Source organism: Pacificoceanicola onchidii (genome assembly GCF_004804335.1).
GTDB lineage: Bacteria > Pseudomonadota > Alphaproteobacteria > Rhodobacterales > Rhodobacteraceae > Pacificoceanicola > Pacificoceanicola onchidii.
Genome location: NZ_SRXY01000006.1, coordinates 140,050 through 166,742, shown reverse-complemented (window position 1 = coordinate 166,742; position 26,693 = coordinate 140,050). Strand labels below are relative to the sequence as shown.

Sequence of the window (26,693 nt, the reverse complement as noted above, 5' to 3'; positions counted from 1 at the left end):
CATGAGCTATGACACACAGCCCAAGGCCAGCCATTTCGTGGATGGGGCCTATCTTGAAGACACGGCCGGAGAACGCATTCCGGTCATCTACCCGGCCACGGGCGCGGAAATCGGCGTTGTCTACGCGGCGACGCCCGCGGTGATCGAAAAGGCCATCACATCGGGTTTGCGCGCGCAGGCCGAATGGGCCGGTATGATGGGCGTCGAGCGCGGCCGCGTCTTGCGCCGGGCCGCAGACATCCTGCGCGAGCGCAACCGGGATCTCTCCGTGCTCGAGACCTATGACACCGGCAAACCTCTGCAGGAAACGCTCGTGGCGGACGCCACCTCTGCCGCCGATGCATTGGAGTACTTCGGTGGCCTTGCGGGCAGCCTGACCGGTGAACACGTTCCGCTCGGCGCGGACTGGGGCTATACGGTGCGCGAGCCGCTGGGGCTCTGCGTTGGCATCGGGGCCTGGAATTACCCGACGCAAATCGCCTGCTGGAAAGGCGCGCCGGCGCTGGCCTGCGGCAATGCGATGATCTTCAAACCTTCGGAAACCACCCCGCTCTGCGCGCTCAAGGTCGCGGAAATCCTGATCGAGGCGGGCGCACCTGCCGGGCTTTACAACGTCATTCAGGGGGCTGGGGCCGTGGGCGGCGCCCTGATCACGGATCCCCGCGTGAACAAGGTCTCTCTGACCGGCTCTGTGCCGACGGGTCAAAAGGTCTACGCCACGGCGGCGGCGCAGATGAAGCACGTCACCATGGAACTCGGCGGCAAGAGCCCGCTGATCGTCTTTGAAGACGCGGACATCGACAACGCCGTCGGCGGCGCGATCAACGGAAACTTCTACTCATCGGGCCAAGTCTGCTCCAACGGCACGCGGGTCTTTGTGCATGAAGCGGTCAAGGACGCCTTCCTCGCGCGCCTGTCCGAGCGGCTGAAGGGCGTGGTCATGGGCGATCCCATGGACGAAGCGGTCAACATCGGCCCGATGGTCTCGGACCGTCAGCGCGAGATCGTCATGGGCTACATCGCCAAGGGCCTCGAGGAGGGCGCAACGCTGGTCAGCGGCGGCACAGCCCCGAAGCAGGATGGATTCTACGTGGAACCCACCGTGTTTTCAGATGTGACCGACGAGATGACCATCGCCCGCGAAGAGATTTTCGGCCCGGTGATGTCGGTGCTGCCGTTCTGCGATGAAGATGAGGTGATCACCCGCGCCAACGCGACCGAGTTCGGCCTCTCGGCCGGTGTCTTCACCCGTGACCTCACCCGCGCCCACCGCGTCATTGGCAAACTGCGCGCAGGCAGCTGCTTCATCAACAGCTACAACGACGCGCCGGTCGAACTGCCCTTTGGGGGGGTGAAGGCATCCGGGGTGGGCCGTGAGAATTCCAAGGCAGCCATTGAACACTACAGCCAACTCAAAAGCGTCTTTGTGCGCATGGGCGACGTAGAGGCGCCTTTCTAAACACTCCGCGCCCAGTGGCGGCGGTCGAAGTGGATATTTGAACAGAGAAGAAAGGGCACGGCGTTCCTGTTTCTTCTCTGTTCCAAATATCCCCGCCGGAGGCGTTCATAAAGTCGAGACGGAAACATCGGTATGAGACAAGCAGATTACATCGTTGTGGGGGCAGGCAGTGCAGGTTGCGCGATGGCCTATCGTTTGGCGGAAGCGGGCAAGTCCGTCATCGTGATCGAACATGGCGGCTCTGACTGGGGGCCGCTTATCAACATGCCTGGCGCTCTCTCTTATCCGATGAGCATGAAGCAGTATGACTGGGGATATCAGTCCGAGCCCGAGCCGCATTTGGGCGGGCGACAGCTCGCCTGTCCGCGTGGCAAGGTTGTCGGGGGGTCTTCTTCGATCAATGGCATGATCTACGTGCGTGGCCATGCGCATGACTTCGACTATTGGCGCGATCAGGGCGCGGACGGCTGGGGTTATGCGGACGTGCTGCCCTATTATAAGCGGCAAGAGAACTGGCATGACGGCGGTCATGGCGGAGATCCGTCTTGGCGCGGAACCAATGGGCCTTTGCACGTCAGCCGAGGCAAACGGGACAATCCGTTGGTGCAGGCCTTTGTCGAGGCCGGGCGGCAGGCGGGCTATCCGGTCACTGGAGATTACAACGGCCAGCAACAGGAAGGCTTTGGCCCCTTTGACATGACAGTGTGGAAGGGAGAGCGGTGGTCCGCTGCCAAGGCCTACCTGCGCCCGGCGCAGAAACTGGGGGCCGAAGTGGTGCGCGGGCTTGCACAAAAGGTTGTGTTCAAGGACGGGCGCGCCATCGGCGTCGAAATCGAGCGCCGGGGCCAGCGCGAGGTGATCCACGCGGGCAAGGAGGTGATCCTCAGCGCGGGCGCGATCAACTCGCCGCAGCTTTTGCTGCTGTCTGGGATTGGCCCGGCGAAGGAGCTTGGCCCGCTTGGCATCCACGTCATCGCGGACCGCGCCGGGGTGGGCAAGAACCTGCAGGATCACCTCGAGCTTTACATCCAGATGGCCGCGAGCCAGCCGGTCAGCCTGTTCAAGTACTGGAACCTGATCGGCAAGGCCTATGTGGGCGCGCGTTGGCTGTTCCGGCGTGACGGGCCGGGCGCGTCGAACCAATTCGAAAGCTGCGGTTTCATCCGATCCCGCGAAGGGGTGGATTATCCCGACATCCAGTATCACTTCCTGCCGTTGGCCGTGCGTTATGATGGCTCCGTCGCCGCGGAAGGTCATGGTTTTCAGGCGCATACCGGCCCGATGCGCTCGCCGTCGCGCGGGGAGATCACGCTCAAGACCGCCCATGCCAAGGACGCGCCGCGCATCTTCTTCAACTACATGAGCGAGGAGCAGGACTGGATCGACTTCCGCAAATGCATCCGCCTGACCCGCGAGATTTTTGCGCAGGAGGCCTTTGCCCCTTACCGCCGGCACGAGATTCAACCGGGCGATCAGGCGCAGAGCGATGACGAGTTGGACGATGTGATTCGAGAGGAAGCAGAGAGCGCTTACCACCCCTGCGGCACCTGCCGGATGGGACGGGAGGATGATCCGACCGCCGTGGTTAACCCGCAAGGGCAGGTTATCGGCGTCGAAGGATTGCGCGTGGCGGACAGCTCTGTTTTCCCGCGCATCACGAACGGCAACCTCAACGCGCCATCCATCATGGTGGGTGAGAAGATTTCGGACCATGTTCTGGGGCGGCAACTGCCCCCCGACAACAGTGCGCCGTGGGTGCACCCGGACTGGGAAAACGCGCAGAGGTAAGCGCGAGCTGTTAACCGAAGTAAACAGATTGGCTTGAAATCTGGCCTCCAGAGGCCGATCTTAACGGAATGTTAAGAGCTTGTTCACTGTTTCTTCTTCTCCTCACTGCAATTCCGGCCCAGTCGGGGGTTGGTGACATGATCACCGGCCCGCTCCTGGTGACGGACGGGGACACGGTACGCATCGGGGATGTGAAGATCCGCTTGCACGGCATTGATGCGCCCGAACAGGCGCAGCGTTGTGGGGGCAAAGGCGCGCCGGTCTGGGCCTGCGGCGCTTGGGCGAGCGGGGAAGTGCGGGCGCGTTACGCGGGCCGGGAGGCGCGCTGTGAGTGGCTTGATACGGATCGTTACGGGCGCGCCGTGGCGCGCTGCGAAGTCGATGGTGAGGACATGGCGGCCGCTTTGGTGCGCAGCGGACTGGCCTTTGCCTACACCCGCTACTCGCTGGATTATCTCGACGATGAGCGCGCAGCGGCGGATCAGGGCCGTGGCCTGCACGCCGTCGGGGTGCAATCGCCAGCCGATTTTCGTCAGTTTGTGCGGCAAACGGCGGCACTGCTGCACGCGCGGGGCGCGCCGGAAGGCTGCCTGATCAAAGGCAATATCTCGCGCAATGGCGGGGCGCGGATTTATCATCTGCCGGGTCAGCGGCACTACGACGATACGCGGATCAATGCGGCGCAGGGTGAGCGCTGGTTCTGCAACACGCAGGAGGCGAGGGCGGCAGGCTGGCGTCCGGCGCACAACTGACGTTAACGTTTTTTGAAAAGCCCTTCGCCAATTGATCAGGGTCAAGGTCCGGACCGGGTGAATCGCCGAAACTCTTTGCGAACAAACAAGGAAAGAGGAGGCGCGACATGTCCCATACCCCCCACGAACTGGCCGAGGAATTCCCGGACAAGGTTGACCTGATGAGCTCGCTCAAACAGTCCGATGCGCATTTTGCCAAGCTCGCGGACGAATACCACGAAGTGAACCGTCAGGTGCACCGCGCCGAGACCAATGTTGAGCCGATGGAGCAACTGGCCGAAGAGACCCTGCGCAAGCAGCGCGCGGCTCTGAAAGACGAGATCTACGGCATTCTCAGCAAAGCCTGAGACACGCCAAAATGATCAGAGGCCCCGCCCGAAACGGCGGGGCTTTTTCATTGCAAGAATGTTTCAATGGCCGCGATGATGGGGCGCGACATGGGCCGGGTTGTGCTGCCCCAGGTGGCGGCGATGCTGCCGTCCGGAGCGACGAGCACCTTGTTGAAGTTCCACTGCGGCTCCCATCCTTTGGTCTCGCGCAGAGTTCGGTAAAAGTCATGGGCCTGTGCGCCGCGAACTTTCGTGATGTCCGTCATGGGCAATGTCAGGTCAAAAGCGACCGCGCAGAACTCCTTGACCTGATCGCCGGAGGCCAGTTCCTGCTTGAAATCGTTGGACGGCACCGCAAGAACGACCAGCCCTTGCGGTGCGTAGCGCTCGTAAAGGTCCTGCAAACCATTGTATTGCCGGGTAAACCCGCATTTCGACGCGGTGTTGACCACCAGAACTGGCTGGCCTTTCCATTGGCCGAGGTCAATCGTCCCGCCATCGATGCTGTCGAACGTAAAGCTTTGCGCTGCAAGAGCGGGCAGGGCGACGACTGTGGCAAGCACGGTGAGAAGAGCGTTCATGGCGGCCCCTTTGCCCAAGTCATATATTCCAGTTACGCTGCCTGCCATGGTTTGGATCACTTTTTCTTGAAGGGGACCCGATGGCTGGCGGATGGAGCCGCGACGGCGCGGAGAATGAACAGATGCAGGCTTCCATTCAGGAGGAGCTTGCGCGGATGAAACTGCGGCGCGCGCCGGTGGGGGAGAGCCTTGCCGAATGCGCCGAATGCGGCGAGGAGATCCCGGAAAAGCGCCGGCTGGCCTTGCCGGGGGTGAAGCTCTGCGTTGATTGTGCAACAGAGCGCGACGGCGCGTTCAAGGTGCGCTCCGGCATCAACCGGCGCGGTTCCAAGGACAGTCAGCTCAAGTAGGCATCAGCGCAGCGGCAAACGCAGGATGTGCTGCGGGCCAAAGCCGCCATCAAGATACATCTCGCCGGTATCGACAAACCCGCCGTTCAAATACGCCTTGCGCGCGCCGGGATTGCGTTCGTTCACCGTCAGCCAGCATTCCGGCGCGTCGTAGTGCTGCGGCAGGTAGGTCTTCAGCAGGCGGCAGGCACCCGAGGCCACGCCTTTTCCCTGCTGGGCGTGATCGATCAGGAACATGCGCAGGCCAATGACCCCCTCAGGCGCGTAGGTCTGCTCTGCGCCGTAATGCCGATCGATGGCAAAGAAACCTGCAGGCCCGCCGTTGTATTCAATCAAATGCCCATCGCGTCCGTCCGGATTGCGCATCGAGACCATAGGCATATCCGCAAACCCGGCCTGATCGGGGGGCAAGTTGAAACCTTGGGTCAGATGCAGCTCTGACAGCGGCAGCGGGCGGATGGTGATAGACATGCGGCCAGAAAACCTCGGGTTGGGACAGGCAACGACAGACCAGCGTTTTCTCAGAAGATAAAGCGCCCTTTATCCGTCATAGGCTTCCCGTGACGCCATCACATCGTCAAACCGTTTGGCGGCGAAGGACACCATGGGTTTCATGACACCCAGCAACTCCCGCCCCATGTCGGTCAAGGCATAGCTCACGGCCAGCGGCGGGCCGGGGTGGACCGTTCGGGTCAGGTAACCATCCCGTTCGAGCGAGCGCAGGTTCTCGGTCAGGACCCTTTGCGTGACGTCGCCGATGGTCCGCTTGAGTTCGCCAAACCGCAGCGATCCATCTTCCAGCGCAAGGACAATCAGCACCTGCCATTTGCCTGTGACCTTCGCCAGCACATTGCGGACCGGACAAGTCTTGCCAGCCTCTTCGGTCAGGGCGGTTACGGGAAGCATACTTGGTTCCTTTATTGTGCGTAATTGATACTAGGTGCGAATTTGATACCACTCGCCCATCACTGATTCAATGATTCCGAAAGGGCAGAACCATGACACCAACCGAAATCGTACTCGCCTTTGCAACGGCGGTTTTTGTGGACTTCGACGCAGAGGCGGCCCGCGGGCTCGTCGCGCCGGACTACATCCAGCATAACCCAAGCGTGCCAAGCGGGGCGGAGCCGATCCTGGGCGTGATCCCCGCGCTCAAGGAAAGCGGGCTGACCGTCGAGACGCACCGCGTGATTGCCGAGGGTGATCTGGTGGTGGTGCACGGCACCTACTCGAACGCGCAACTGTTTGGCGGCGACACGCTTGTTGGGTTTGACGTCTTCCGCGTTGAGGACGGCAAGGTCGCCGAACACTGGGACAACTTGCAGCCTATCGTCACCGAAACCGTCTCCGGCCGCTCGATGACCGATGGTCCGACCGAGATCACCGATCTGGACAAGACCGCCGAAAACAAGGCTTTGGTCATGGGGTTCGTCGAAACCGTACTGCAGGGCGGTGATGCATCAACAATCACCGACTTCATCTCGACCGAAACCTACCACCAGCACAACCCCGGCGTCGGGGATGGCCTTGACGGGCTGGGTGCAGCGCTTGCGGCGATGGCAGAGCAGGGGCTCGCGATGGTCTACACCCGCACGCCGCTTGTGGTGGCGCAGGGCAACTTTGTCTTCACCGGCTCCGAAGGCACTTTCGGCGGCGCGTCGACGGCCTTCTATGATCTCTTCCGCGTCGAAAACGGCAAGATCGTCGAGCATTGGGATGTCATTCAGGCCATCCCGGACGAGATGGCCCATGATAACGGAAAGTTCTGAGCAAACCGCCGGGCTTGCGCAAAGGCAGGGCGGGGGTCATCCCCGCCCTGTCCGTTTCAGTCTTCCATTGCTTCAAGCTGATCAATGAAACCCTCGATCATGCTCAGGCCCTTATCCCAGAAGGTCGGGTCCGTGGCGTCGAGGCCGAAGGGCTCCAGCAGAGCCTTGTGATGCTTGGAGCCGCCCGCCTTGAGCATGTCGAAGTACTTGTCCTCAAAGCCGTCCGGGTTCTCCTGGTAGACCGCATAGAGCGCGTTCACGAGGCCGTCGCCGAAAGCATAGGCGTAGACGTAGAAGGGCGAGTGCACGAAGTGCGGGATATAGGCCCAGAAGGTCTCGTAGCCCGGCATGTATTCGAAGACAGGGCCGAGGCTTTCGGCCTGAACGGACATCCACAGCGCGTTGATATCCTCCGGTGTCAGCTCCCCGCCACGCCGCGCTTCGTGCAGTTTGCACTCGAAGTCATAAAAGGCGATCTGGCGGACAACCGTGTTGATCATGTCCTCGACCTTGCCCGCCAACATGACCTTGCGCTCTGCATCGTCCTTGGCTCCGTCCAGCATCTTCTGGAAGGTCAGCATTTCGCCAAAGACAGAGGCCGTCTCCGCCAGTGTCAGCGGGGTGGAGGCCAGCATCTCGCCTTGCCCGGCTGCCAGCACCTGATGCACCCCATGACCCAGCTCATGCGCCAGCGTCATCACATCGCGCGGCTTGCCCAGATAGTTGAGCATCACATAGGGGTGCACATTGGTCACCGTGGGATGCGCAAAGGCACCGGGGGCCTTGCCCGGCTTCACGGCCGCATCAATCCAGCCTTTGGTAAAGAACGGCTCGGCAATCTCGCCCATGCGCGGATCAAAGGCGTTGTAGGCGCTCATCACCGTCTCGCGCGCCTCGTCCCAATCCACGGTGCGGTCGCTTTCCATCGGCAGGGGCGCGTTGCGGTCCCAGACCTGCATGGTGTCAAGGCCGAGCCATTTGGCCTTCAGCTTGTAGTAGCGGTGCGACAGGCGCGGATAGGCGTTCACCACCGCGTTGCGCAGCGCCTCAACAACCTCCGGCTCCACGTCATTCGACAGGTGCCGACCCATCTGCGCGGAGGGCATCCCGCGCCAGCGGTCCATTATCTCTTTCTCTTTGGCCTGCGTGTTGTGCACGCGGGCAAAGATCTTGATATTCTCGCCAAACACCCGCGCCAGCTCATGGGCGGCGGCTTCGCGTTTGCTGCGGTCCTGTTCGGTCAGGAAGTTCAGCGTCGCCTCGATGTTCAACTCTTCGCCGTCAATCTCGAAAGTCAGCCCGGCGATGGTCTCATCAAAGAGCCGCTCCCACGCGTCGCCCACAACGCCCAGATCATGCAGGAACTTTTCCAGCTCGTCGGACAACTGGTACGGCTTCATCGCGCGGATGCGGTCAAAGGCGGGCTTGTAGCGGGCCAGATCGGCGTTTTCAGCAAAGAAGCCTTCGATCAACGCATCATCGAGCCTGTTCAGCTCCAGCGTGAAGAACACCAGCGGCGTGGTGAAGATCGTGATCTTCTCTTGGCAATCGGACATGAACTTTGCCCGGTCCGCATCGGTGGTCAGCTGGTAATAGCGTAGCCCCGCAAAGGACATGATCCGCCCGGCGATGTTCTCGATCTTCTCGTGGCGATGCACGGCCTCAAGGAAGCCGTTCGCGTCCAGCGTGTCCAGTTTGCCCTCGTAATCGGCGGCAAAGGACGCGCAGGCCTCTTCGAGCCAGTCCAGATCGCGGGTCAGTTCCGGGGCATCTTCGGACGCGTAAAGGTCCGTCAGATCCCATTCGGGAAGCGCACCGAGGTCCTTGCCCCCGGCGCTGGCGTTGGCGTCAAAGAGCGGTTTGGGGCGGGGGAAAGCGCTGTGCTTCATGGCATCCTCATATCTGCTTGTCCCAAGACATAGTCTGCGCTGCAGGCGGTTGGAACAGGCGCATGCGAAAAATGCGAAACGGGGCTGCGGGTCGGGCTTAGAACCGATGCGTCAACGTCAGATGAAACCCCGTCTCATCGTTCCACCGGGTTGCGGCGAGGCTGAGCGTGGCCCTGTCATGAAAAGCGTAATGCGCAGCAAGCCCGTAAGCGTCGTCGCGTCCGCCATCGGTGAATTCCCCGAACAGAGAAAGCGACAGCTTGTCCGTGACGTCAAACCCGGCGTTCAACGCCAGCGCGTCGGGCAAGCCTTCGGCCTCAGGGTGCAGCCATGCCAGTCCAATGGACCAGCGGTCCTGAACGTATGACAGGCCAAGCTTGGCGTTGATGTCGTCAAAGTCCCCGGCCTCGCTCCAGACCCCTTCGACGGCCGCCGCGAGCCGCCACGCCCCGTGTTGCCAGCGCGCCGCCAGAGAGGCCGAGGAAAACCCGCCAACCGCGGCATGGTGCACCGACATGGCCCAGCCAAACGGCGCGCGGTTATCCGTGTAGGACAGCCCCCACGGCACGGCGCCCTGCCGCATGGCGTTTGTGGTGGTATAGGCCCGGCTGTACTCCGCCCGCGCATAAGCCAGATGCGGCGCGGCCTCTTCGAAGACTGAGGGTAATACGAAATCATAGGCAGGCCGCACCACGCCAATCCGCCAGCGGTCATCAATCGTTAGCGCCACATAGGTTTCGTGCGGACGTTTTTGCGGCAGGATGTACATGAACGTGCCGAGCTCGAGGCCGAACCGTCCGTTTCGGCTGATCGGCAGGCTAAAAGTGATGTCCACCGCGCCGATGCCATGATCGGGACCATAGCCATGGGCGCTGATGGAAAGCGTGCCTTCGGTGGATATGCCGGAGCTTTGCGCAAGCGCCGCTCCAGCCGGTGCCAGAGAAATGAAAAAAGCGAAAGAAATTAGGGCCATGCGTATCAAAATAACCGCCTCCCGAAAGAATCCTGTCCTCAGTATGACCCTGTGCGACGTTACGGCAAGGGCAGAATTGGATCAGCCATAGAGCGCCAGCATGTCTTGCAAATCTTTTAACGTGTTTGCCTCCTGCGGCGGCTTGTCGTGTCTCCAGCGCGCCATGCGCGGGAAGCGCAGGGCAATGCCGCTCTTGTGGCGCGGACTGGCCTGAATGCCTTCAAACGCGATCTCGAACACATGTTCAGGCGAGACCCGCCGCACCGGGCCGAACCGCTCCAGCGTGTTTTTGCGCACCCAGGTCGTGATCTGGCCAAACTCCGCGTCGGTCAGGCCGGAATAGGCCTTGGTGAAGGGCACCAGTTCGTTACCCTTCCACACCGCAAAAGTGAAATCGGTGAACAGCCCGGCCCGCCGGCCATGCCCTTGCTGCGCGTAGATCATCACCGCGTCCACCGTCAGCGGGTCCAATTTCCACTTCCACCAATCACCCTTCTTGCGGCCAATCTGGTACGGGCTGGACAGGCGTTTGAGCATCAGCCCCTCGGCCCTGGCGGCGCGGGCCGTGTCCCGTGTATCTGCAAGCGACTGCCAGTCTTCAAATCGGATCACCGGAGAAGGGCGGACGGCAGCCTCTGGCGGGATGTCTTGCAGGAGGGTGTCCAACCTTGCGCGCCGCTCGTGCAACGGGCGGTCCCGCAAATCTTCACCGCCTACTTCCAGAAGATCGTAAGCAAGCAGGATGACGGGCGCTTCTTTCAACAGTTTCTTTGGCACTGTCTTGCGCCCGATCCGGGGCTGCAAAGTTGAGAAACCCATCGGCGCCGCGCCATCCCAGGTGACGATCTCGCCGTCCAGCACTGTGCCCGGGGGCAGGAAATCGACGGTACGGGCGAACTCGGGAAAGCGGTCCGTGATCAATTCCTCGCCGCGCGACCAGAGGTACTGCGCGCCGTCCCGCAGGATCAGTTGCCCGCGTATCCCGTCCCACTTCCACTCCGCCTGCCAATCCTGCGGCGCGGCGAGTTCGTCCGGCGCGCTTTCAAGCGGGTGTGCGAGGTAAAACGGATAGGGGCGACTGGCATCGGCATCCGGCGAGTCCGCTTCGATCAAAGCATGGTAACTGGTCGTCTGCGGTGTCCAGCCACCCATCAGCTTGAGCGCCAGGACTGCCTCGTCCTGCCCGGTGGCCAATGCCAAAGCCCGGGTCATCAGCTTCTGGCTCACGCCAACGCGAAACCCGCCGGTGATGAGCTTGTTGAACAGGAAGCGCTCTGTCGCATCCAGCCTGTCCCAGGCCGCCAGAATACGCGGTTTGCGCGCGTCCAGATCCACTTGAGACAGCGCGATCAATTCCTTGACCCAGAACGACAAACTCTCGTTCGAGGTTTCTCCGCCTTCGGGCAGAAGCAAGGCGATGGTTTCTGCCAGATCGCCGACGATCGGATAGCTCTCCTCCAGCAGCCAAAGCGGCACCTCCGCGCGCTCAGCCGCCCATTCCCGCAACTGCGTTGTGGTGACAGCGCGTTTAGGGCGTCGGCCGGAGAAAAGCGCGATGCACCAGAGCTTGTCTTCATCGTTCGCTTTTCTGAAGAACGCCGCCAAAGCCTCTGTTTTAACGGAGGTTTTTGTGGTTTGATCGATCTGTGTGAAGAGCGCTGCAAAGTCCTTCATGCGGCGGTTTCCTGATCGTCTTCATCACCGCCAAATTCTGTCGGTACAACTCGCGCTGTGTATCCAATCTCGTTCAAGTATCGCGCGAAGATATCTGTGTAACCATGCGTTGGGTATATATTTTCTGCCATCGTGGATTTGATTGCTTCAAGGAGGCCGTCCCAATCCGCGTGGTCCGATACGACAAAGCCGCGATCCGTTGAGCGCCGCCGCCGCACACCTCTGAGCCGCATCCAGCCGCTGGCAAATCCAGTGGATGCGCCTTTGAACCGCCGGGCCCATTGGCTGCCGAGCGCCGAAGGTGGCGCGATGATCAGGGCACCCGTTCTGGATTTGACGTCCATGTCTGGCGTCACTTGTTCTGTCATGGGCAGATCGTATCCTTGCCCGCGCAAAATCTCGTTGGTTGCTTCAACCGCGCCATGGGTCAGGATCGGCCCGATCCCGGGGTCCAGCATGTGCAACAGACGCTGCGCCTTGCCGAGCGAATAAGCGCCCAGCATGGCGAAGCCGCCTTGCGCGGCTTGTTCTGCCCACCAGGCGTTGAGTTCCCCCGCGACCTCCGCCTGCGGCTTCCATTTGAAGACCGGCAGGCCAAATGTGCATTCGGTCACGAAATGCTGGCATTGCACCGGCTCAAAATCCTCGCACAGTCCATCCGGGGTGGTCTTGTAGTCGCCAGAGACAACCCAAACCTCGCCCCGATGTTCAACGCGCACCTGCGCGGAGCCGGGAATGTGGCCCGCCGGATGCAGCGAGACAGTGACGCCGCCGATATCAAGGGTTTCGCCGTAGTCCAGACCCTGGGCCGTGATCTCTCCCAGCCGATGGCGCATGACCGGCAAAGCCTGATGGGTTGCGAGATAGGCGCGGTGGCCGGGACGAGCGTGGTCGGAATGGCCGTGCGTGATCACTGCCCGGTCTACGGGGCGCCACGGATCGATATAGAAATCGCCACGCGGGCAATAGATGCCACGGTCGGTGAAAGTCAGCAGTGGATCGGCCATGCGCTCATGGTAGCGGCGCGGGGCGGGCTGTCCAGATCAGGCGGTCATCGCGTGACTGGCAGAAGCTCCGTCAAAAAGCGAGATCATCTGGTTGCAGATGCGCCCACGGGTGCCCGCATCTTCCATCATGACCTCATGTTCGCCCTTTTCGATCATCACCAGTTTGCCGCCCGGCCAATGGGCCATGCGTTCGCGAATGCGCGGAATGTCCACGATCCGTTCATTGGTGCCAAGGAAGGTCAGGCAGGGCATGGTCGGGGCAGGGCGCCGGGCAAGGGTGCGGCATTCACTCAACGCCTCGTGCAACCAGCCAAGCGAGGGACCACCCAGTTGCAGATCCGGGTGGGCAAGCACCTGCCGGCGCATGTAATCCCACATCTCGGGATCGCGGGTCAAAAGGTTGTCCTCGAATGGGGCGGAGGCGACATAGCTGTCAATGCCGGTGCCCGGCGCATAGTGGTGCGACAGGCCCATCTGCTTGCTGCCCCAGGACAGGGCCCACGCGGCGGGGCGCAGCGGATCGGCGATCCGGATCCCCCACATCGGCCCGGAAAAGGCGCAAGAGGCAACGGGAAGCCCGTCCATCACTGCGCGCAGGCCAATGCAGCCGCCCATGGAATGGCCAATCAGATGCATCGGCTGCGGCAGGTCAAGCTCCGCCGCCACATGCAGGATGGCGGCGACATCCTTTTGATAATCTTCGAAAACATGCACGTGGCCGGTGCGCGGGTCTTCGAGCATGCGGTCGGCAAGCCCCTGACCGCGCCAGTCGATCACCAGTGTATGATAGCCGCCCGCTGCAAAGGCTGCAGCGGATCGGCCATATTTTTCAACGTATTCCGTGCGCCCCGGAAAAAGCAGGACGGTGCCCCGCGCGTTTTCACCCGCCGGATAATGGGCAACGCGTACGCGCAGCCCGTCGGAAGCGGTGATCCACCAGGCCCGCGACCAGGCGGGCCCTTCAGCGAGATCGGCGTGGAAAGGCGCAGGAGTGAGCATACGTTTATCCTAACAGGGAGGCGAGCCGCATGGCGGCGCCCATGTCTCCGTCAATCGTCAATTTCCCGGCCATAAAGGCGTTGGTCGGGTTCAGCTCGCCTTCGAAGATCTGCTGGAAGGTCTCGGTTTCGGCGGTGAGCGTCACATCCGCATCATCATCGCCGAGCCGGGCCCCGTCCGAATCGATCATCAGGCTGCCGTCGTCGCCCAGAACGAACTTGGCGGTACCGTCAAAGCCCTGGCCGCCCAGTTTGTCGTTCAGTGCCTCAACGGCGGTGGTCAGTGTTTCGCTCATTTACGTGGTCCTCTCGGTTTCGTGCGCTGGATTTGTTCGTCGCAGACGCTACACTAGGAGCACACTATGAGCGTAGGCATTATGGACTTCAAATCTACCGTTGCGGCATTAACGGCCACAGTAATGATTTCCCTACCAATGGTTGTGTCGGCGGAATCCCGCGCCGATTCCCTTTTGCAGGAGTTGCAGGGTGCCGAAGACGCCACTGCCGCAGACCGATTGGAACGGCAAATCATTGACGAATGGTCAAAATCCGGCTCTCCGGCCATGGATTTGCTGCTCAAGCGCGGGCAAAACGCGCTGGAAGTGAAGAAGCACGCGGAAGCCGCAGAGCACTTTCGCGCTTTGACAGATCACGCGCCTGACTTTGCGGAAGGCTGGCACGGGTTGGCGTTGGCCTATTTTCAGGCCAACCGGTTTGGCCCGGCGATGGACGCTCTGGAACGTACATTGGCAATCAATCCGCATCATTTTGCCGCTTTGCGCGGGGTTGGGGCGGTGCATGAGCAAACCGGTCATCCGGCGCTTGCCTATGAAGCCTATGAAAGGGTACTGGAACTGAGGCCGCATGACGAAGACGTTCTGCAAGCGTTGGGGCGGCTTGAAGCGACAGTGAAGGGCATCAAGCTCTGATAAGATAAGGCGGCCCCATGGCCATGAGCGCACGGATCGCGGCCATCCTCGGCCCGACCAACACCGGAAAAACCCATTACGCCATTGATCGTATGCTCGGCTATCGGACCGGCATAATCGGGCTGCCCCTGCGGCTGCTCGCGCGGGAAGTCTATGACAAGATCGTTGCCATTCGCGGCCCGTCCGTTGTGGCTCTGGTCACCGGCGAAGAGCGGATCGTGCCGCCCCGCACGCAGTATTGGGTCTGCACAGTTGAGGCGATGCCGGAAGGCATGGGCGCGGATTTCGTTGGCATCGACGAGATTCAGCTTTGCGCGGATCCCGAACGTGGCCACGTGTTCACGGACCGGCTTTTGCGTATGCGCGGCACCCACGAGACGCTGTTCATGGGTTCTGACACCATGCGCGGACCGATCGCCCAGCTGGTTCCGGGTGTGGAGTTCATGCGTCGTGAGCGGATGAGCCAACTTGTCTACTCAGGTTCGAAAAAGATAAGCAGAATGCCCTCTCGCACCGCAATCGTGGGGTTTTCTGTTGATAATGTCTATGCAATCGCTGAACTCCTGAAGCGCCAGAAGGGCGGCGCGGCGGTGGTTATGGGGGCTTTGAGCCCGCGGACGCGCAACGCGCAGGTCGAGATGTATCAAAACGGCGAGGTGGACTTCCTCGTGGCGACGGATGCCATCGGCATGGGGCTCAATCTCGACATTGATCACGTGGCGTTCAGTTCCCTGACCAAGTTTGACGGCCGCCGCATGCGCCCCCTAATGCCAAATGAGCTGGCCCAGATTGCCGGGCGGGCCGGGCGCGGCATGAGCCATGGCACGTTTGGCACAACGGGCGACGCGGGCCAGATCCCGGACGACTGGGTCGACGCGATCACCAGCCACAGCTTCACCCCGCTGAAAAAGCTGAACTGGCGGAATGCCAAGCTCAACTTCGGCTCCATCGACGCGCTGGATCGTAGCCTGGACCAATCCCCGGACCACGAAACCCTGATGAAAGCGCGCGAAGCGGATGATCTGCGGGCGCTCCGGGCGCTCGCCTCCGAGGCGGAAATCCGCGCCCGCGCCAGCAGCCCGCAATCCGTGCAACTGCTTTGGGATGTCTGCAGAATCCCCGATTTTCGCGGAATTTCGCCTGCGGAGCACGCAGGCCTGCTTCAGACCATCTTCCAGCATCTGCATGAGTCCGGTAAGGTCCCGGACGATTTCATGGCCCGTCAGCTGAAACGCATCGACAGGACAGATGGCGACATTGACACATTGTCGAAACGTCTCGCCTATATCCGGACATGGACCTACGTGTCGCAACGACGCGGCTGGGTCCATGACGAAACCCATTGGCGCGAAGCGACGCGCGCTGTAGAAGACAGCCTGTCAGATGCCCTGCACGCGGCGCTGACTCAGAGATTTGTAGACCGGCGGACAAGTGTTCTGCTTCGCCGGTTGAAACAGAAGGAGGCCCTCTTGGCCGAAGTAAACGATCAGGGTGAAGTGACCGTCGAAGGTGAATTCGTCGGGAAACTCGAAGGGTTCCGGTTCCGCCAGGACAAGGACGCGCAGGGCCAGGAGGCCAAGACGCTCAAGGCCGCCTCCATGCAGGCGCTCGCACCGCATTTCCATTTGCGGGCAGACCGGCTTTATAATGCGCCGGACACCGAGATCGACTTCACCGAGCAGGGTGGTCTGATGTGGGGCACCGAAGCGGTGGGCAAACTCGCCAAAGGCGACGATCCGCTGAAGCCGCGCGTTGTTGCCTTTGTCGATGACGAAGCGGGAGCGGACGTGGCGCAGAAGGTCGAGCGCCGCTTGCAACACTTCATTGACCGCAAGGTCGCGGCCTTGTTCGAGCCGCTGCAGAAAATGCAGGACGACGAGACGCTAACCGGCCTTGCGCGTGGGTTTGCTTTCCGTCTGGTTGAAGGCATGGGTGTGATCCCGCGCGCCGACGTGGCCGATGAGGTCAAGGCGCTGGATCAGGATGCGCGCGGCGCACTGCGCAAACATGGTGTTCGGTTCGGCCAATACACGATCTTCATGCCACTTCTGCTGAAACCCGCTCCCACGCGCCTGCGTCTGGTTTTGTGGAGCCTTTCGAACGGTTTGGAAGAATTCCCCGAAGCGCCGCCGCCGGGGCTGGTGACCGTGCCGAACATGGAAGACGTGCCGGCGCAGCACTACACGCTTGCGGGTTATCGCAAAGCGGGTCAGCGCGCCATTCGCATCGATATGCTGGAACGCCTCGCGGACATGATCCGCACAGAGGACAGCCGGGGTGGCTTTGAAGCCAAGGCCGACATGCTTTCGATCACCGGTATGACGCTGGAACAGTTCGCCGATCTGATGGGCGGTCTGGGCTACAAGGCGGAAAAAGGCGAGCGGGAGAAGGTCAAGGCCGCAGCGGAACAGCCTGCGCCTGAGGCGGCTCTCACCGCCGAGGCACCGCAAGACGCGGCTGAACCAGCTGAACCGGCTGCTGAACCAACCCCCGCGCCGGAAACCCCGGCAGCTGAGCAGCCCGCCGAGGCTGCAGCTGATGAAGAGACCGGCCCGGAGATGGAGGTTTTCTACACCTTCACCTGGGGTGGAAACCGGGGCAATCGCGGCGAACGTCGCGGCGGGGGACGTCCGAACCGAGACAATCAGGGGCAGGGCCGTCGCCAGAACGCGGGCGGCAAGCCGCGCGGCAAAGCAGGACCGAAGGGCAAGGGCAAAGGTGGTCCAAAGGGCGATCGTGGCCCCAAGACCTTCCAATCCCGCCCGGAGAAGAAAGACCGGATCGACCCGGACAACCCTTTCGCCGCCGCACTCATGGGGCTCAAGGACAAGCAATAAGTGTCTGAGACGCCGGACAAACTCCGCATCGACAAATGGCTCTGGCATGCGCGCTTCTTCAAGACGCGCACGCTGGCAGCCCGGGAGGTTGGTGCGGGGCATTGCCGGGTCAACAGCCAGCCGATTGCGAAACCGGCCTATGCGGTGAGCATCGGTGACGTTCTGACGTTCCGAAAAGATCGTCACATCCGGGTGATCAAAATCGTCGCACTGGGCACGCGGCGTGGTCCCGCGCCCGAGGCACAGGCGCTCTACGAGGATCTTGATCCGCCAAAGCCCCGAGAAGAGACGGAAATTCCACCAATTCGCCGTTTGGAAGGCAATGCGCGCCCGACCAAGAAGGATCGCAGGAAACTCGATCTTGATCGTCGGGGGGCGCTTGAATGATCCGCCCCGCTGGATTAGCTACTCGCGCAACGCGCCTTATCAGGATGTGATCCAATGACTTATGTCGTTATCGACAACTGCATCGCCTGCAAATACACCGACTGTGTCGAGGTATGCCCCGTGGACTGTTTCTACGAAGGCGAGAACATGCTGGTGATTCACCCGGACGAGTGCATCGATTGCGGTGTCTGTGAGCCGGAATGCCCTGCCGATGCCATCCGTCCGGATACGGAGCCGGATATGGACAAATGGGTCGAGTTCAACCGCAAGTACTCCGAGCTCTGGCCAGTGATCATCACCAAGAAAGATCCGCTGCCGGGCTACGAAGAGCGGGATGGCGAGCCGAACAAGCTGGAGAAACATTTCTCCGAAGCGCCGGGCGAGGGCGGCTGACCGATTCGGAGCCAAGTCCGGGATAAGCGGCGAAAAGACGTGCAAGACACTGATTGAAAATGGTTTTACCGCGTTTTTGGCATATCTACCGATCGGTCGCTTTTTGTGATATACTCCTTCGGTATATGGAAACGAAATGCACAGGATGCCGGACTGCGGCGCAGTTCAGCGAGTAATCCCAAAGCGATGGAAACGGGTGAACGGAAAGCGCAAGCCTCCGTTCGCCCTTTTTGTCGCCTGTGCCAGTTGCGAGGAAGCGACATAGATGAGCAAAGCCAAGAAATCCGAATTCCGTCCGAATGATTACGTTGTGTATCCGGCTCACGGTGTCGGCCAGATCGTGAATATCGAAGAGCAGGAGATCGCCGGCATCGAGCTGGAGCTTTTTGTGATCTCCTTCGAGAAAGACAAGATGACCCTACGGGTGCCGACGCATAAGGCAACCGAAGTGGGCATGCGCTCGCTCAGCTCTCCGGACGTGGTGGATCAGGCGATGAAAACGCTCAGGGGCAAAGCCAAGGTCAAACGCGCCATGTGGTCGCGCCGTGCCCAGGAGTACGAGCAGAAAATCAACTCCGGCGACCTGATCGCCATCGCGGAAGTGGTGCGCGATCTGCACCGGGCCGACGACCAGCGCGAGCAAAGCTATTCGGAGCGTCAGCTCTACGAAGCAGCGCTTGAGCGTCTCACCCGTGAAGTCGCCGCCGTTGCCGGTGGCGACGAAGTGGCCGCAGCCAAGCAGGTTGGGGACGTGCTGGACCTGCGCGCGGCCTGACCGCACTCAAGTCAAACACAACAGGGGCCGCCATGGAGCGGCCCTTTTTCATGCGCGCATCCCGGCTTCTTTGGGCTAAAAATACCTCGGGTGAGCCCCGCAAGGGGCGAGGGCAGCGCCCTCACCGTGGCGTGCCCGAGGGGCACGCCACGCGAGTCGCACCGCGCAGCGGGGCGAAACCCCTCCTTCAAGCCGCGTCTTCGTCCGACTTGTCCTTCGCTTCCAGCCGCTCGTACAGCTTGCGTTCCAACTCTTTCTCAAGCTCCACCGCCCGCGCCATGTAAGCCGGGTTCTCCGCGGCGGTTTTGGTCGGGTCCCAATGGGTCGCCAGGGCGCGAATGTTCTGCCGATCTTCGTGAAAGAAGGTCTCCTGCGCAATCGCCGCCTCGTATTCGCTCATTCCCACGTTTTCCAGAACATAGCGCCCGGCGCGCAGGGCGCTGTCGAAAAGCTCGCGCACGATGTCGTCCGCCCCGGCCTGATAAAGCTGGTATACATGGGTCCGGTCCCGCGCCCGCGCCACGATATGCAGATCGGGCCGCACGCGGCGGGCATAGGCCACAAGCCGGTTGACCTGCTTGGGATCGTCCAGCGCCACCACCAGCACCCGCGCGCTATCAATCCCGGCGGCATGCAGCAGTTCCGGCCGCGTCGGATCGCCAAAGAAACCCTTGTAGCCCATCTGGCGCATCATCTGGATCGTCTGCATGTCCCGGTCGATCACCACCGCCTTCTTTCCGGTGCTTTGCAGCAGGCGATAGACGAGCTGTCCGAACCGGCCGATCCCGGCGATGATCACCGGACCGGTCTCATCGATCTGATCGTCTTCGATGGTCTCCGTCCCATGCTCCAGACGTTTTTCCAGCCAGTCGAACAGCAGAAAGAGCAGGGGGGTGATGAGCATCGACAGGGCCACGATGAGCAAAAGCTGATCCGACAACCGCTGCGTTAACACTTGCTGCTGCAGGCCAAAGGAGATCAGGACAAACCCAAACTCCCCGGCCTGGGCGAGACCCAGGGTAAAGAGCCAACGCCCGCGCCCTTTGAGTTTGAAGGCGACGCCCAGAACGTAGAGCACCGTCCCTTTCAGCACGATCACCCCAAGCGCGAGGCCAATAATCGTCAGCGGCTCCCGTCCAAGCGCCTCGATGTCGATGCCCGCGCCAACGGTGATGAAGAACAGCCCCAGCAGCAGCCCCTTGAACGGGGCGATGTCGGATTCCAGTTCATGGCGGAACTCGGAGTTGGCCAGCACGACGCCTGCGAGAAAGGTGCCAAGCGCCGGAGACAGGCCAACCAGCATCATCAAAGCGCCAATGCCGATCACGATCAGCAGCGCGACAGCGGTGAACATTTCCGGCAGCTTGGCGGAGTGGATGTAGCGAAACAGCGGGCGCGCGCCAAAGACACCGCCCAGAATAATCGCGGCAATGGCGCCCAGCGTCACCAGCGCCGCGCCCCAGCCCGGCAGCCCTTCGACCAGCGACAGACCGTGGTGGCTGTCATGCGCCAGATTGCGGCTGATGGATCCGTCCGGGTTGGCGGAGATTGGTGAAACGGTCGCCAAGAGCGGCAGGACAACCAGCATCGGGATCACCGCGATGTCCTGCGTGAGCAGCACCGAGAAGGTCGAGCGCCCGCCGGAGGTTTTGACCAATCCTTTTTCCGTCAGTGTTTGCAATACGATCGCCGTCGATGACAGCGCCATGATCATGCCGACAGCCAGCGCCGTTTGCCACAACATGCCCATGAGCGAGCAGGCGATGAAGACAGCCGCCATGGTCATTGTGATCTGCAATCCGCCGAGGCCGATAAGCCTGTGGCGCATGTCCCAAAGCGCACGCGGCTCCAGTTCCAGCCCGATCAGGAAGAGCATCATGACAACGCCGAACTCGGCGAAATGGCGCAGGTCTTCTGTGTCGGCCACGATCCCCAGCCCCGGCCCGATGATCAGACCGGCAATGAGGTAACCCAGCACCGATCCAAGCCCGAGACGTGCGGCGACGGGCACGGCAATGACCGCGGCCGCCAGAAAGACCGATGCTTGAAGGAGAAAGGTGTCCATGAGGTGCCTGCCTGTTGCGCTGGATCAAGAATGCTGCGGAGCGGCGGGGAAAGGCAACAGGCGGGGGTGTCTCAATGTGTCAAATCTGCCCGATTGTGCGGCTTTGCGCCTGATTTTGCATCAGACCGCTCCAGAGCGGCGGCCGAAGCCGGGACCAGCGCGGGCTGGTATCGCAGGGCAACTGCGCGCGCAGCCGGGCCACATCCATACGTCCCGCCCGCAAGGCGCGGTAGAGCGGGAACACCCCGGGCCGCAGGTAAGGCGACCAGTGGCACACGCGCCGAACCGGAGGGGCTATGGGAAAGCCCGCGCGGCGCAGCGCGGCAAGGTGACTGGGGTCATCAAGCGCGATGGTCGCCATGCGCGGATGCCGCAGACCGCCGCAGCCAAGCATCCGCGCCCCGGTCTCTGGTGCCGGGACCAGCCGTTCAAGGCAGAAATCAAACAGATCGTTCTCGCGGCTGGTCACGTTGAGCACCTGGGTTTGCGGCTCCAGCCGGTTCAGAGCGCGGCGCGCCGTGCTCTCGAACTCGGCTGCCGCCAAGAGGATGACCGTGCGCAGCGTGCCTGTCGCGGCGGTATTCAGAGCGGTCAGAACCACCCGCGCGCCCATGGAATGCCCAATCAGGTGAATGGGCCGCTCAGGGGCCAGTTGGCTCAGCATGTCGAGCAGCGCGGCCAATTGCAGGCCCGCTTCGGAGGCAGCCTCCCAAGCGGCCCAGATCGAGCCCCGCGCGCGCCAGCCAAAGCTGATGCCAAGCCCCTCGCCATGCTGTCCGCGCAGCCCGAGACGCCGGGGCCAACTGATCACGCGCTTGCCGGTTACAAGCGGCTTGCGCGCCAGAATACCCCTGTGAGGGCAGGCAATCGGATGACCGGGCAGGTATTTGTAGCCGTGGACCATGATTGTGATCGGCCCCGGATCCCCGGCCAGCGCGCGGCGCAGACAAGGCAGCAGCGGGGCCGTGGCCCCATGCAGGGCTGGTCCTGTCTCGCGTGCGGAAATCTGTAGCAGGGGCATGGTGGCGGCTCGCGAACGGCGTGTGAGAAACGTGTCCCAGAAGGCTGAGACGATTTCGTGAACCTTTTATTACCGCTCCGTGACGCCCTTGATTTCATCGCGCAACACCCTTATTCGATGCGCCGTGGCGATTTGTTACCGGATTGCGGGCCACGGGGCGGGTCGTTCAGACCTGCGACCCCAAAAACCGCTAAAGAGGTCAGACGAAGGGCTCCTTTCGCTTGACCGCGATCGGGGCTTTTTTATTGGGCGCAGGACGTCCGGGAGAAGGGAACATGAGCGAACAGGGCAAGAAAAGCCGCCGCACCCAGCTGGTGCATGGCGGCAGCAAACGCAGCCAGTGGAACGAGGTGTCCGAGGCGGTTTTCCTGACGCAGGGCTTTGTCTACGACACGGCCGAATCCGCCGAAGAGCGGTTTATCAAGGTCGGGGATGATGAATTCATCTACGCCCGCTACGGCAACCCGACCATGCGCATGTTCGAGGACCGCCTGAGCGGCTATCTCGGTTTTGAAGACGGTTTTGCCTGCGCTTCCGGCATGGCAGCGGTCAATGGCGCGTTGATGTCTCTGCTCAAAGCCGGGGACAAGGTTGTGGCCAGCCGCGCCTTGTTCGGCTCCTGCCTCTATGTCCTCGAAGACATCCTTGCCCGTTTTGGCGTGACAGTGGTCATGGTTGATGGCACGGACAACGCGGCCTGGGACGCGGCCATCACAGAAGACACCACGCTTGTCTTCCTTGAATCGATTTCCAATCCGACGCTGGAAGTGATTGATCTAAAACACGTTTGTAACGTGGCTCACGGTGTCGGGGCTCTGGTTCTGGTCGATGATGCCATGGCAACGCCGGTGTTTTCCTATGCAAAGGATTGCGGCGCGGATCTGTGCATCATTTCGACTACCAAACACGTGGACGGGCAGGGGCGGATGCTTGGCGGTCTGATTTGCGGGCCGAAAGAGATCATTCGCGGCTCGGTTGAGGCCTATATGAAGCACACCGGAGGCGCGATGAACCCGTTCACCGCGTGGACGCACCTCAAGGCACTTGAAACGCTGGAGTTGCGCGTGCGAACGCAGGCTAAAGGGGCCTTCAAGCTTGCCGAAGCGCTTGATGGCCATCCCAAGCTGAACGCCGTGCGCTACCCGACACACAAGGCGCACCCGCAACATGCTCTGGCATCGGCGCAGTCCGAAGCGGCCGGCACGGTTCTGACCTTTGACGTCAAGGGCGGCAAAGACGCCTGCTTCCGTTTCCTCAACGCGCTGAATATCATCCTGATTTCCAACAATTTTGCGGATGCCAAGTCCATCGCGACTCATCCGGCGACGACAACGCATCAGCGTTTGCCGGATGAACAGAAAGGGATGCTGGGGATCACACCTGGTCTTGTGCGGCTTTCGGTCGGTCTCGAAGAGACAGACGATATCATCGGTGATATTCTGCAAGCTCTGGAGGCAATCTGAGCCTTTCCGCGCTTATCGGAACACAGATTCGTGAGGGAGTCCGGGAATTTCTGAACCAAAGTGTCGTATCGAGCGTATGTCTAGGCGAGAATGGAAAAAACGATGGACAGTTCCTATCTTAGACTGGGAACGCGACAGGCGAGGGGGAACCCCCATGAATATGTACACGCCGGAAATTGACCGGAAACCAACCAAGGACGAGGCCGAGGCCGCCTTGGCGCTGCTGCGCCATTGGGCGGATGGCAAGGACGGCGCAGAGCTGCGCGCGCTTGACCCCGCAATGGCCAAGTTGGCTGACTTGGCGCCGGAAGCCTATCCGGCGCTGCGCCGTGCCTATCCGGAAGACTTCGCGGTTGATCCGGCCTACAAGGAGTCCCTCCCGGACCTTCAAAACGGTCCGTCGTCTTTGATCAAAGGCGCGAACCGAGCGATCCAGCATGTGGGCATTTCCAATTTCCGCCTGCCGCTTGGGTATCACACCCGTGACAACGGCGATCTGATGCTTGAGACGTCTGTGACCGGGACGGTCAGCCTCGATGCGGACAAGAAGGGCATCAACATGTCCCGCATCATGCGCTCGTTCTACACGCACGCGGAAAAGACCTTCAGTTTCGAAGTCATCGAAGCGGCGCTGGACGACTATAAAACCGATCTTGAAAGCTTCGATGCGCGGATCAACATGCGGTTTTCCTTTCCGATGAAGGTGAAATCGCTGCGCTCGGGGCTGTCGGGCTATCAGTATTACGACATCGCGCTCGAACTGGTGGAAGTTGACGGGGTGCGCCGCAAGATCGTGCATCTGGACTATGTTTATTCCTCCACGTGCCCCTGTTCGCTGGAGCTTTCGGAACATGCCCGCCGTGAGCGCGGGCAACTGGCCACGCCGCACTCGCAACGCTCTGTGGCGCGCATTTCTGTCGAAGTGAAGCCGGGCGAATGCCTGTGGTTCGAAGATCTGATCGACATCTGCCGCGAGGCCGTGCCGACTGAAACGCAGGTCATGGTCAAACGCGAAGACGAGCAGGCCTTTGCCGAACTGAACGCCGCCAACCCGATTTTCGTCGAAGACGCGGCGCGCCTGTTTGCACAGGGCTGCCAGAACGATGAGCGCATCGGGGACTACCGCGTGATCGCCTCCCACCAGGAAAGCCTGCATTCGCATGACGCGGTGTCTGTCCTGACGGAAGGCACGCTTTTCGCCTCGGACAGCCTTGATCCCAAGCTGTTTTCGACGCTGTTCCACGTCGGATAGCGGCAAAACCGGTGCTTGAATGCCCAGACGCCCGCTTCGGCGGGCGTTTTTTGTGCAATACGGGCATTTGCCCAAAACGTGATCGCAGGTTCACCCTTTGAAAACAGGTTTTGCGTCATAATCGACCCATATGGGAGGAAACCGATTGCCTTTCGCGTTCCCATTGGGGCGCGACACCCCTGACAGGAGGTTTCCGAAATGCCAAGACACAACGTACAGATCGCCATGGGGCACAGATCCCTTGGGGCAAAAATAGACACCTATCTTGCGTCCATCGGATTCGGTTTCAATCCGGGCCGGATGCGCCGCGCGCGCCTGGGCGAAATCATTGCGCTTGAGGCGGCCAGTGATGCGCAACTGGCGGATATGGGCCTGCATCGGGATGATATCCTGCCGCATGTGTTCCGGGATCTGCTGACCTGACACGACGGGACCGGCTTGAGCGCAACCCCGCTTGACAGCCGCGCACAGCGGGGCCAAGCCTTTGCGCATGTTCGATATCCGCCCCGTCGCCTATGTCATCGGCCTTCTGGTCGCCTGCCTTGGCGCTACGATGCTCTTGCCCATGCTTGTGGACATCGCCGAAGGGCGGGGCCACTGGACCGTGTTCTTCGAGAGCGCGGCGATCACCATGTTCATCGGTGGCCTGACGGCGCTCGCCTGCCGTAATGCCATCAAGGAAGGTCTGAGTATTCAGCAGACCTTCCTGCTGACCGTTGGTGTCTGGGCGGCGCTGCCGCTGTTTGGTGCGCTGCCGCTGATGCTGGGCGCCACGCAGTCGAGCTTTACGGACGCCTATTTCGAGGCAATGTCGGGCCTGACAACCACCGGCTCCACCGTGCTTTCGGGTCTTGAGACCTTGCCCAAGGGCATCCTGCTCTGGCGCGGTCTGCTGCAATGGCTGGGCGGCATCGGCATCATCGTTGTCGCCATGGTGTTTCTGCCCGAACTGCGGGTCGGCGGCATGCAGATTTTTCGGTCGGAATCCTTTGATACCATGGGGAAAATCCTGCCCCGCGCCACGCAGATTTCCTCGTCGATCAGCACCATCTATGTCTCTCTGACCCTGATGTGCGCCGGGGCCTACCTGCTTACCGGCATGGACGCTTTTGACGCGTCGGTTCACGCGCTGACCACCATCGCCACGGGCGGCTTTTCCAACTATGACGCGTCGTTCGGCACTTTCTCCGGCCCCGCGGAGTATGTCGCCTCGGTCTTCATGGTGCTCGCCGCTCTGCCGTTTGTGCGCTACGTCCAATTGGTCGCCGGCTCACACAAACCGCTACTGCGCGACACACAAATCCATGTTTTCCTGCTGATCATTGCCGTTCTGGTGGCTGTGACGGTCGCCATCCTGCTCTGGCAATTTCCGCAGGCCCCGGAAAAGGCCATCCGCGAGGCGCTTTTCAACATCATCTCGATCCTCTCCGGCACGGGCTATGCCAGCACCGATTACATGCAGTGGGGCGGGTTCCTGATCATGCTGTTCTTCTTCGTCGGTCTGATTGGCGGCTGCGCGGGATCAACCTCCTGTTCGGTGAAAATCTTCCGATACCAGCTTCTGTTCGCCTCGGTCAAAGTCCAGCTCAAACGCATCTACTCGCCCAACGGCGTCTTCACCCCGCGCTACGAAGGGCGGCCGGTCTCGGACGAAGTGCTCAGCTCGGTCATGTCCTTCTTCGTGTTTTTCGTCGTGTCGATGGGGGTGCTGTCCGTGGGGCTGTCGCTCACGGGTCTTGATTTCATCACCTCGATCAGCGGTGCGGCTACGGCGATTGCCAACATTGGGCCGGGGCTGGGGGATGAGATTGGTCCCGCGGGCAATTTCGCGGGGCTCAATGACACGGCGAAATGGATGCTCAGCTTTGCCATGCTGACCGGGCGGCTTGAGATTCTCGCGGTCTTTGCGCTGTTTACTGTCCAGTTCTGGCGCGCATAGGAAAACGCCCGAACCTGATCGGTCCGGGCGTCATTTGTCACAAAAGACGGTAGGGCGGGGCTA

General features: G+C 61.3%; 26 protein-coding genes. 15 read left to right on the top strand and 11 right to left on the bottom strand.

Annotation, left to right across the window (positions count from 1 at the left end):
• The first annotated feature begins 1 nt into the window (after position 1).
• The 4 genes from betB to E4662_RS16355 all read left to right on the top strand — a co-directional run bounded on the left by betB (position 2) and on the right by E4662_RS16355 (position 4,346).
• Positions 2 to 1,459 (top strand): betaine-aldehyde dehydrogenase, encoded by a 1,458-nt coding sequence (gene betB / locus E4662_RS16370; RefSeq protein WP_136442683.1) that lies wholly within the window; start codon positions 2 to 4, stop codon positions 1,457 to 1,459.
• Between the two features lie 132 nt (positions 1,460 to 1,591).
• Entirely contained in the window at positions 1,592 to 3,247 is a 1,656-nt protein-coding gene (gene betA, locus E4662_RS16365) for a choline dehydrogenase (RefSeq protein WP_136442682.1), read from the top strand.
• Between the two features lie 137 nt (positions 3,248 to 3,384).
• Positions 3,385 to 3,999 (top strand): thermonuclease family protein, encoded by a 615-nt coding sequence (locus E4662_RS16360; RefSeq protein WP_240705222.1) that lies wholly within the window; start codon positions 3,385 to 3,387, stop codon positions 3,997 to 3,999.
• A gap of 107 nt (positions 4,000 to 4,106) precedes the next feature.
• Complete coding sequence (locus E4662_RS16355; protein ID WP_136442680.1) at positions 4,107 to 4,346, top strand: HP1242/YdcH family protein; 240 nt, start codon at positions 4,107 to 4,109, stop codon at positions 4,344 to 4,346.
• Positions 4,347 to 4,393: 47 nt separating this feature from the next.
• On the opposite strand, the gene E4662_RS16350 is transcribed toward E4662_RS16355, so the two are convergent.
• Positions 4,394 to 4,909, bottom strand: coding sequence for a glutathione peroxidase (locus E4662_RS16350; protein WP_136442679.1), 516 nt, complete (start codon positions 4,907 to 4,909; stop codon positions 4,394 to 4,396).
• An 80-nt stretch (positions 4,910 to 4,989) separates the two neighbouring features.
• Here E4662_RS16350 and E4662_RS16345 point away from each other — a divergent pair, with 80 nt between their 5' ends.
• Positions 4,990 to 5,259, top strand: a complete 270-nt coding sequence (locus E4662_RS16345; protein ID WP_136442678.1) for a DksA/TraR family C4-type zinc finger protein — start codon at positions 4,990 to 4,992, stop codon at positions 5,257 to 5,259.
• A gap of 3 nt (positions 5,260 to 5,262) precedes the next feature.
• Here the strand turns inward: E4662_RS16345 and E4662_RS16340 are convergent, their stop codons facing one another.
• On the bottom strand, positions 5,263 to 5,730 hold the full coding sequence (locus tag E4662_RS16340; protein ID WP_136442677.1) for a GNAT family N-acetyltransferase: 468 nt from the start codon (positions 5,728 to 5,730) through the stop codon (positions 5,263 to 5,265).
• A gap of 69 nt (positions 5,731 to 5,799) precedes the next feature.
• A complete protein-coding gene (locus E4662_RS16335; protein ID WP_136442676.1) occupies positions 5,800 to 6,165 on the bottom strand; it encodes a winged helix-turn-helix transcriptional regulator in 366 nt (121 codons plus the stop codon).
• Between the two features lie 92 nt (positions 6,166 to 6,257).
• On the opposite strand from E4662_RS16335, the gene E4662_RS16330 reads away from it, so the two are divergent.
• Positions 6,258 to 7,028 (top strand): nuclear transport factor 2 family protein, encoded by a 771-nt coding sequence (locus tag E4662_RS16330; RefSeq protein ID WP_136442675.1) that lies wholly within the window; start codon positions 6,258 to 6,260, stop codon positions 7,026 to 7,028.
• A 56-nt stretch (positions 7,029 to 7,084) separates the two neighbouring features.
• Here the strand turns inward: E4662_RS16330 and E4662_RS16325 are convergent, their stop codons facing one another.
• From E4662_RS16325 to E4662_RS16300, 6 genes are all read right to left on the bottom strand, one after another.
• A complete protein-coding gene (locus E4662_RS16325) occupies positions 7,085 to 8,917 on the bottom strand; it encodes a M3 family oligoendopeptidase (protein WP_136442674.1) in 1,833 nt (610 codons plus the stop codon).
• A 97-nt stretch (positions 8,918 to 9,014) separates the two neighbouring features.
• Positions 9,015 to 9,890: a hypothetical protein gene (locus E4662_RS16320; protein WP_136442673.1), complete on the bottom strand. Its 876-nt coding sequence runs from the start codon at positions 9,888 to 9,890 to the stop codon at positions 9,015 to 9,017.
• Positions 9,891 to 9,971: 81 nt separating this feature from the next.
• Complete coding sequence (locus E4662_RS16315) at positions 9,972 to 11,564, bottom strand: ATP-dependent DNA ligase (RefSeq protein ID WP_136442672.1); 1,593 nt, start codon at positions 11,562 to 11,564, stop codon at positions 9,972 to 9,974.
• Positions 11,561 to 12,571, bottom strand: coding sequence for a ligase-associated DNA damage response exonuclease (locus E4662_RS16310; RefSeq protein WP_136442671.1), 1,011 nt, complete (start codon positions 12,569 to 12,571; stop codon positions 11,561 to 11,563). The genes E4662_RS16315 and E4662_RS16310 overlap by 4 nt, the downstream gene beginning before the upstream one ends.
• Before the next feature lie 36 nt (positions 12,572 to 12,607).
• Positions 12,608 to 13,570, bottom strand: coding sequence for an alpha/beta fold hydrolase (locus tag E4662_RS16305; RefSeq protein WP_136442670.1), 963 nt, complete (start codon positions 13,568 to 13,570; stop codon positions 12,608 to 12,610).
• A 4-nt stretch (positions 13,571 to 13,574) separates the two neighbouring features.
• The gene (locus E4662_RS16300; RefSeq protein WP_136442669.1) at positions 13,575 to 13,865 is read right to left on the bottom strand and encodes an SCP2 sterol-binding domain-containing protein; all 291 of its coding nucleotides are present in this window, start codon (positions 13,863 to 13,865) and stop codon (positions 13,575 to 13,577) included.
• A gap of 66 nt (positions 13,866 to 13,931) precedes the next feature.
• On the opposite strand from E4662_RS16300, the gene E4662_RS16295 reads away from it, so the two are divergent.
• From E4662_RS16295 to E4662_RS16275, 5 genes are all read left to right on the top strand, one after another.
• Positions 13,932 to 14,498, top strand: coding sequence for a tetratricopeptide repeat protein (locus tag E4662_RS16295; RefSeq protein ID WP_240705221.1), 567 nt, complete (start codon positions 13,932 to 13,934; stop codon positions 14,496 to 14,498).
• Positions 14,499 to 14,515: 17 nt separating this feature from the next.
• Complete coding sequence (locus tag E4662_RS16290; protein WP_136442668.1) at positions 14,516 to 17,335, top strand: helicase-related protein; 2,820 nt, start codon at positions 14,516 to 14,518, stop codon at positions 17,333 to 17,335.
• The gene (locus E4662_RS16285; protein WP_136442667.1) at positions 17,336 to 17,722 is read left to right on the top strand and encodes an RNA-binding S4 domain-containing protein; all 387 of its coding nucleotides are present in this window, start codon (positions 17,336 to 17,338) and stop codon (positions 17,720 to 17,722) included.
• Positions 17,723 to 17,776: 54 nt separating this feature from the next.
• Positions 17,777 to 18,115 carry a ferredoxin FdxA gene (gene fdxA / locus E4662_RS16280; RefSeq protein WP_136442666.1) on the top strand — a complete coding sequence of 113 codons (339 nt, stop codon included), beginning with the start codon at positions 17,777 to 17,779 and terminating at the stop codon, positions 18,113 to 18,115.
• A gap of 265 nt (positions 18,116 to 18,380) precedes the next feature.
• The gene (locus tag E4662_RS16275; RefSeq protein ID WP_136442665.1) at positions 18,381 to 18,890 is read left to right on the top strand and encodes a CarD family transcriptional regulator; all 510 of its coding nucleotides are present in this window, start codon (positions 18,381 to 18,383) and stop codon (positions 18,888 to 18,890) included.
• A 187-nt stretch (positions 18,891 to 19,077) separates the two neighbouring features.
• Here the strand turns inward: E4662_RS16275 and E4662_RS16270 are convergent, their stop codons facing one another.
• Together E4662_RS16270 and E4662_RS16265 are read right to left on the bottom strand one after the other, a co-directional pair.
• On the bottom strand, positions 19,078 to 20,955 hold the full coding sequence (locus E4662_RS16270; RefSeq protein WP_136442664.1) for a monovalent cation:proton antiporter-2 (CPA2) family protein: 1,878 nt from the start codon (positions 20,953 to 20,955) through the stop codon (positions 19,078 to 19,080).
• A gap of 79 nt (positions 20,956 to 21,034) precedes the next feature.
• Positions 21,035 to 21,976, bottom strand: coding sequence for a DUF726 domain-containing protein (locus tag E4662_RS16265; RefSeq protein WP_136442663.1), 942 nt, complete (start codon positions 21,974 to 21,976; stop codon positions 21,035 to 21,037).
• 275 nt (positions 21,977 to 22,251) lie between these two features.
• Here E4662_RS16265 and E4662_RS16260 point away from each other — a divergent pair, with 275 nt between their 5' ends.
• From E4662_RS16260 to E4662_RS16245, 4 genes are all read left to right on the top strand, one after another.
• Positions 22,252 to 23,439, top strand: coding sequence for an aminotransferase class I/II-fold pyridoxal phosphate-dependent enzyme (locus E4662_RS16260; protein ID WP_136442662.1), 1,188 nt, complete (start codon positions 22,252 to 22,254; stop codon positions 23,437 to 23,439).
• Between the two features lie 154 nt (positions 23,440 to 23,593).
• Positions 23,594 to 24,691: a GTP cyclohydrolase FolE2 gene (folE2, locus tag E4662_RS16255; RefSeq protein WP_136442661.1), complete on the top strand. Its 1,098-nt coding sequence runs from the start codon at positions 23,594 to 23,596 to the stop codon at positions 24,689 to 24,691.
• A gap of 198 nt (positions 24,692 to 24,889) precedes the next feature.
• Positions 24,890 to 25,114: a hypothetical protein gene (locus E4662_RS16250; RefSeq protein WP_136442660.1), complete on the top strand. Its 225-nt coding sequence runs from the start codon at positions 24,890 to 24,892 to the stop codon at positions 25,112 to 25,114.
• 67 nt (positions 25,115 to 25,181) lie between these two features.
• On the top strand, positions 25,182 to 26,630 hold the full coding sequence (locus E4662_RS16245) for a TrkH family potassium uptake protein (RefSeq protein ID WP_136442659.1): 1,449 nt from the start codon (positions 25,182 to 25,184) through the stop codon (positions 26,628 to 26,630).
• Positions 26,631 to 26,693: the final 63 nt, after the last annotated feature.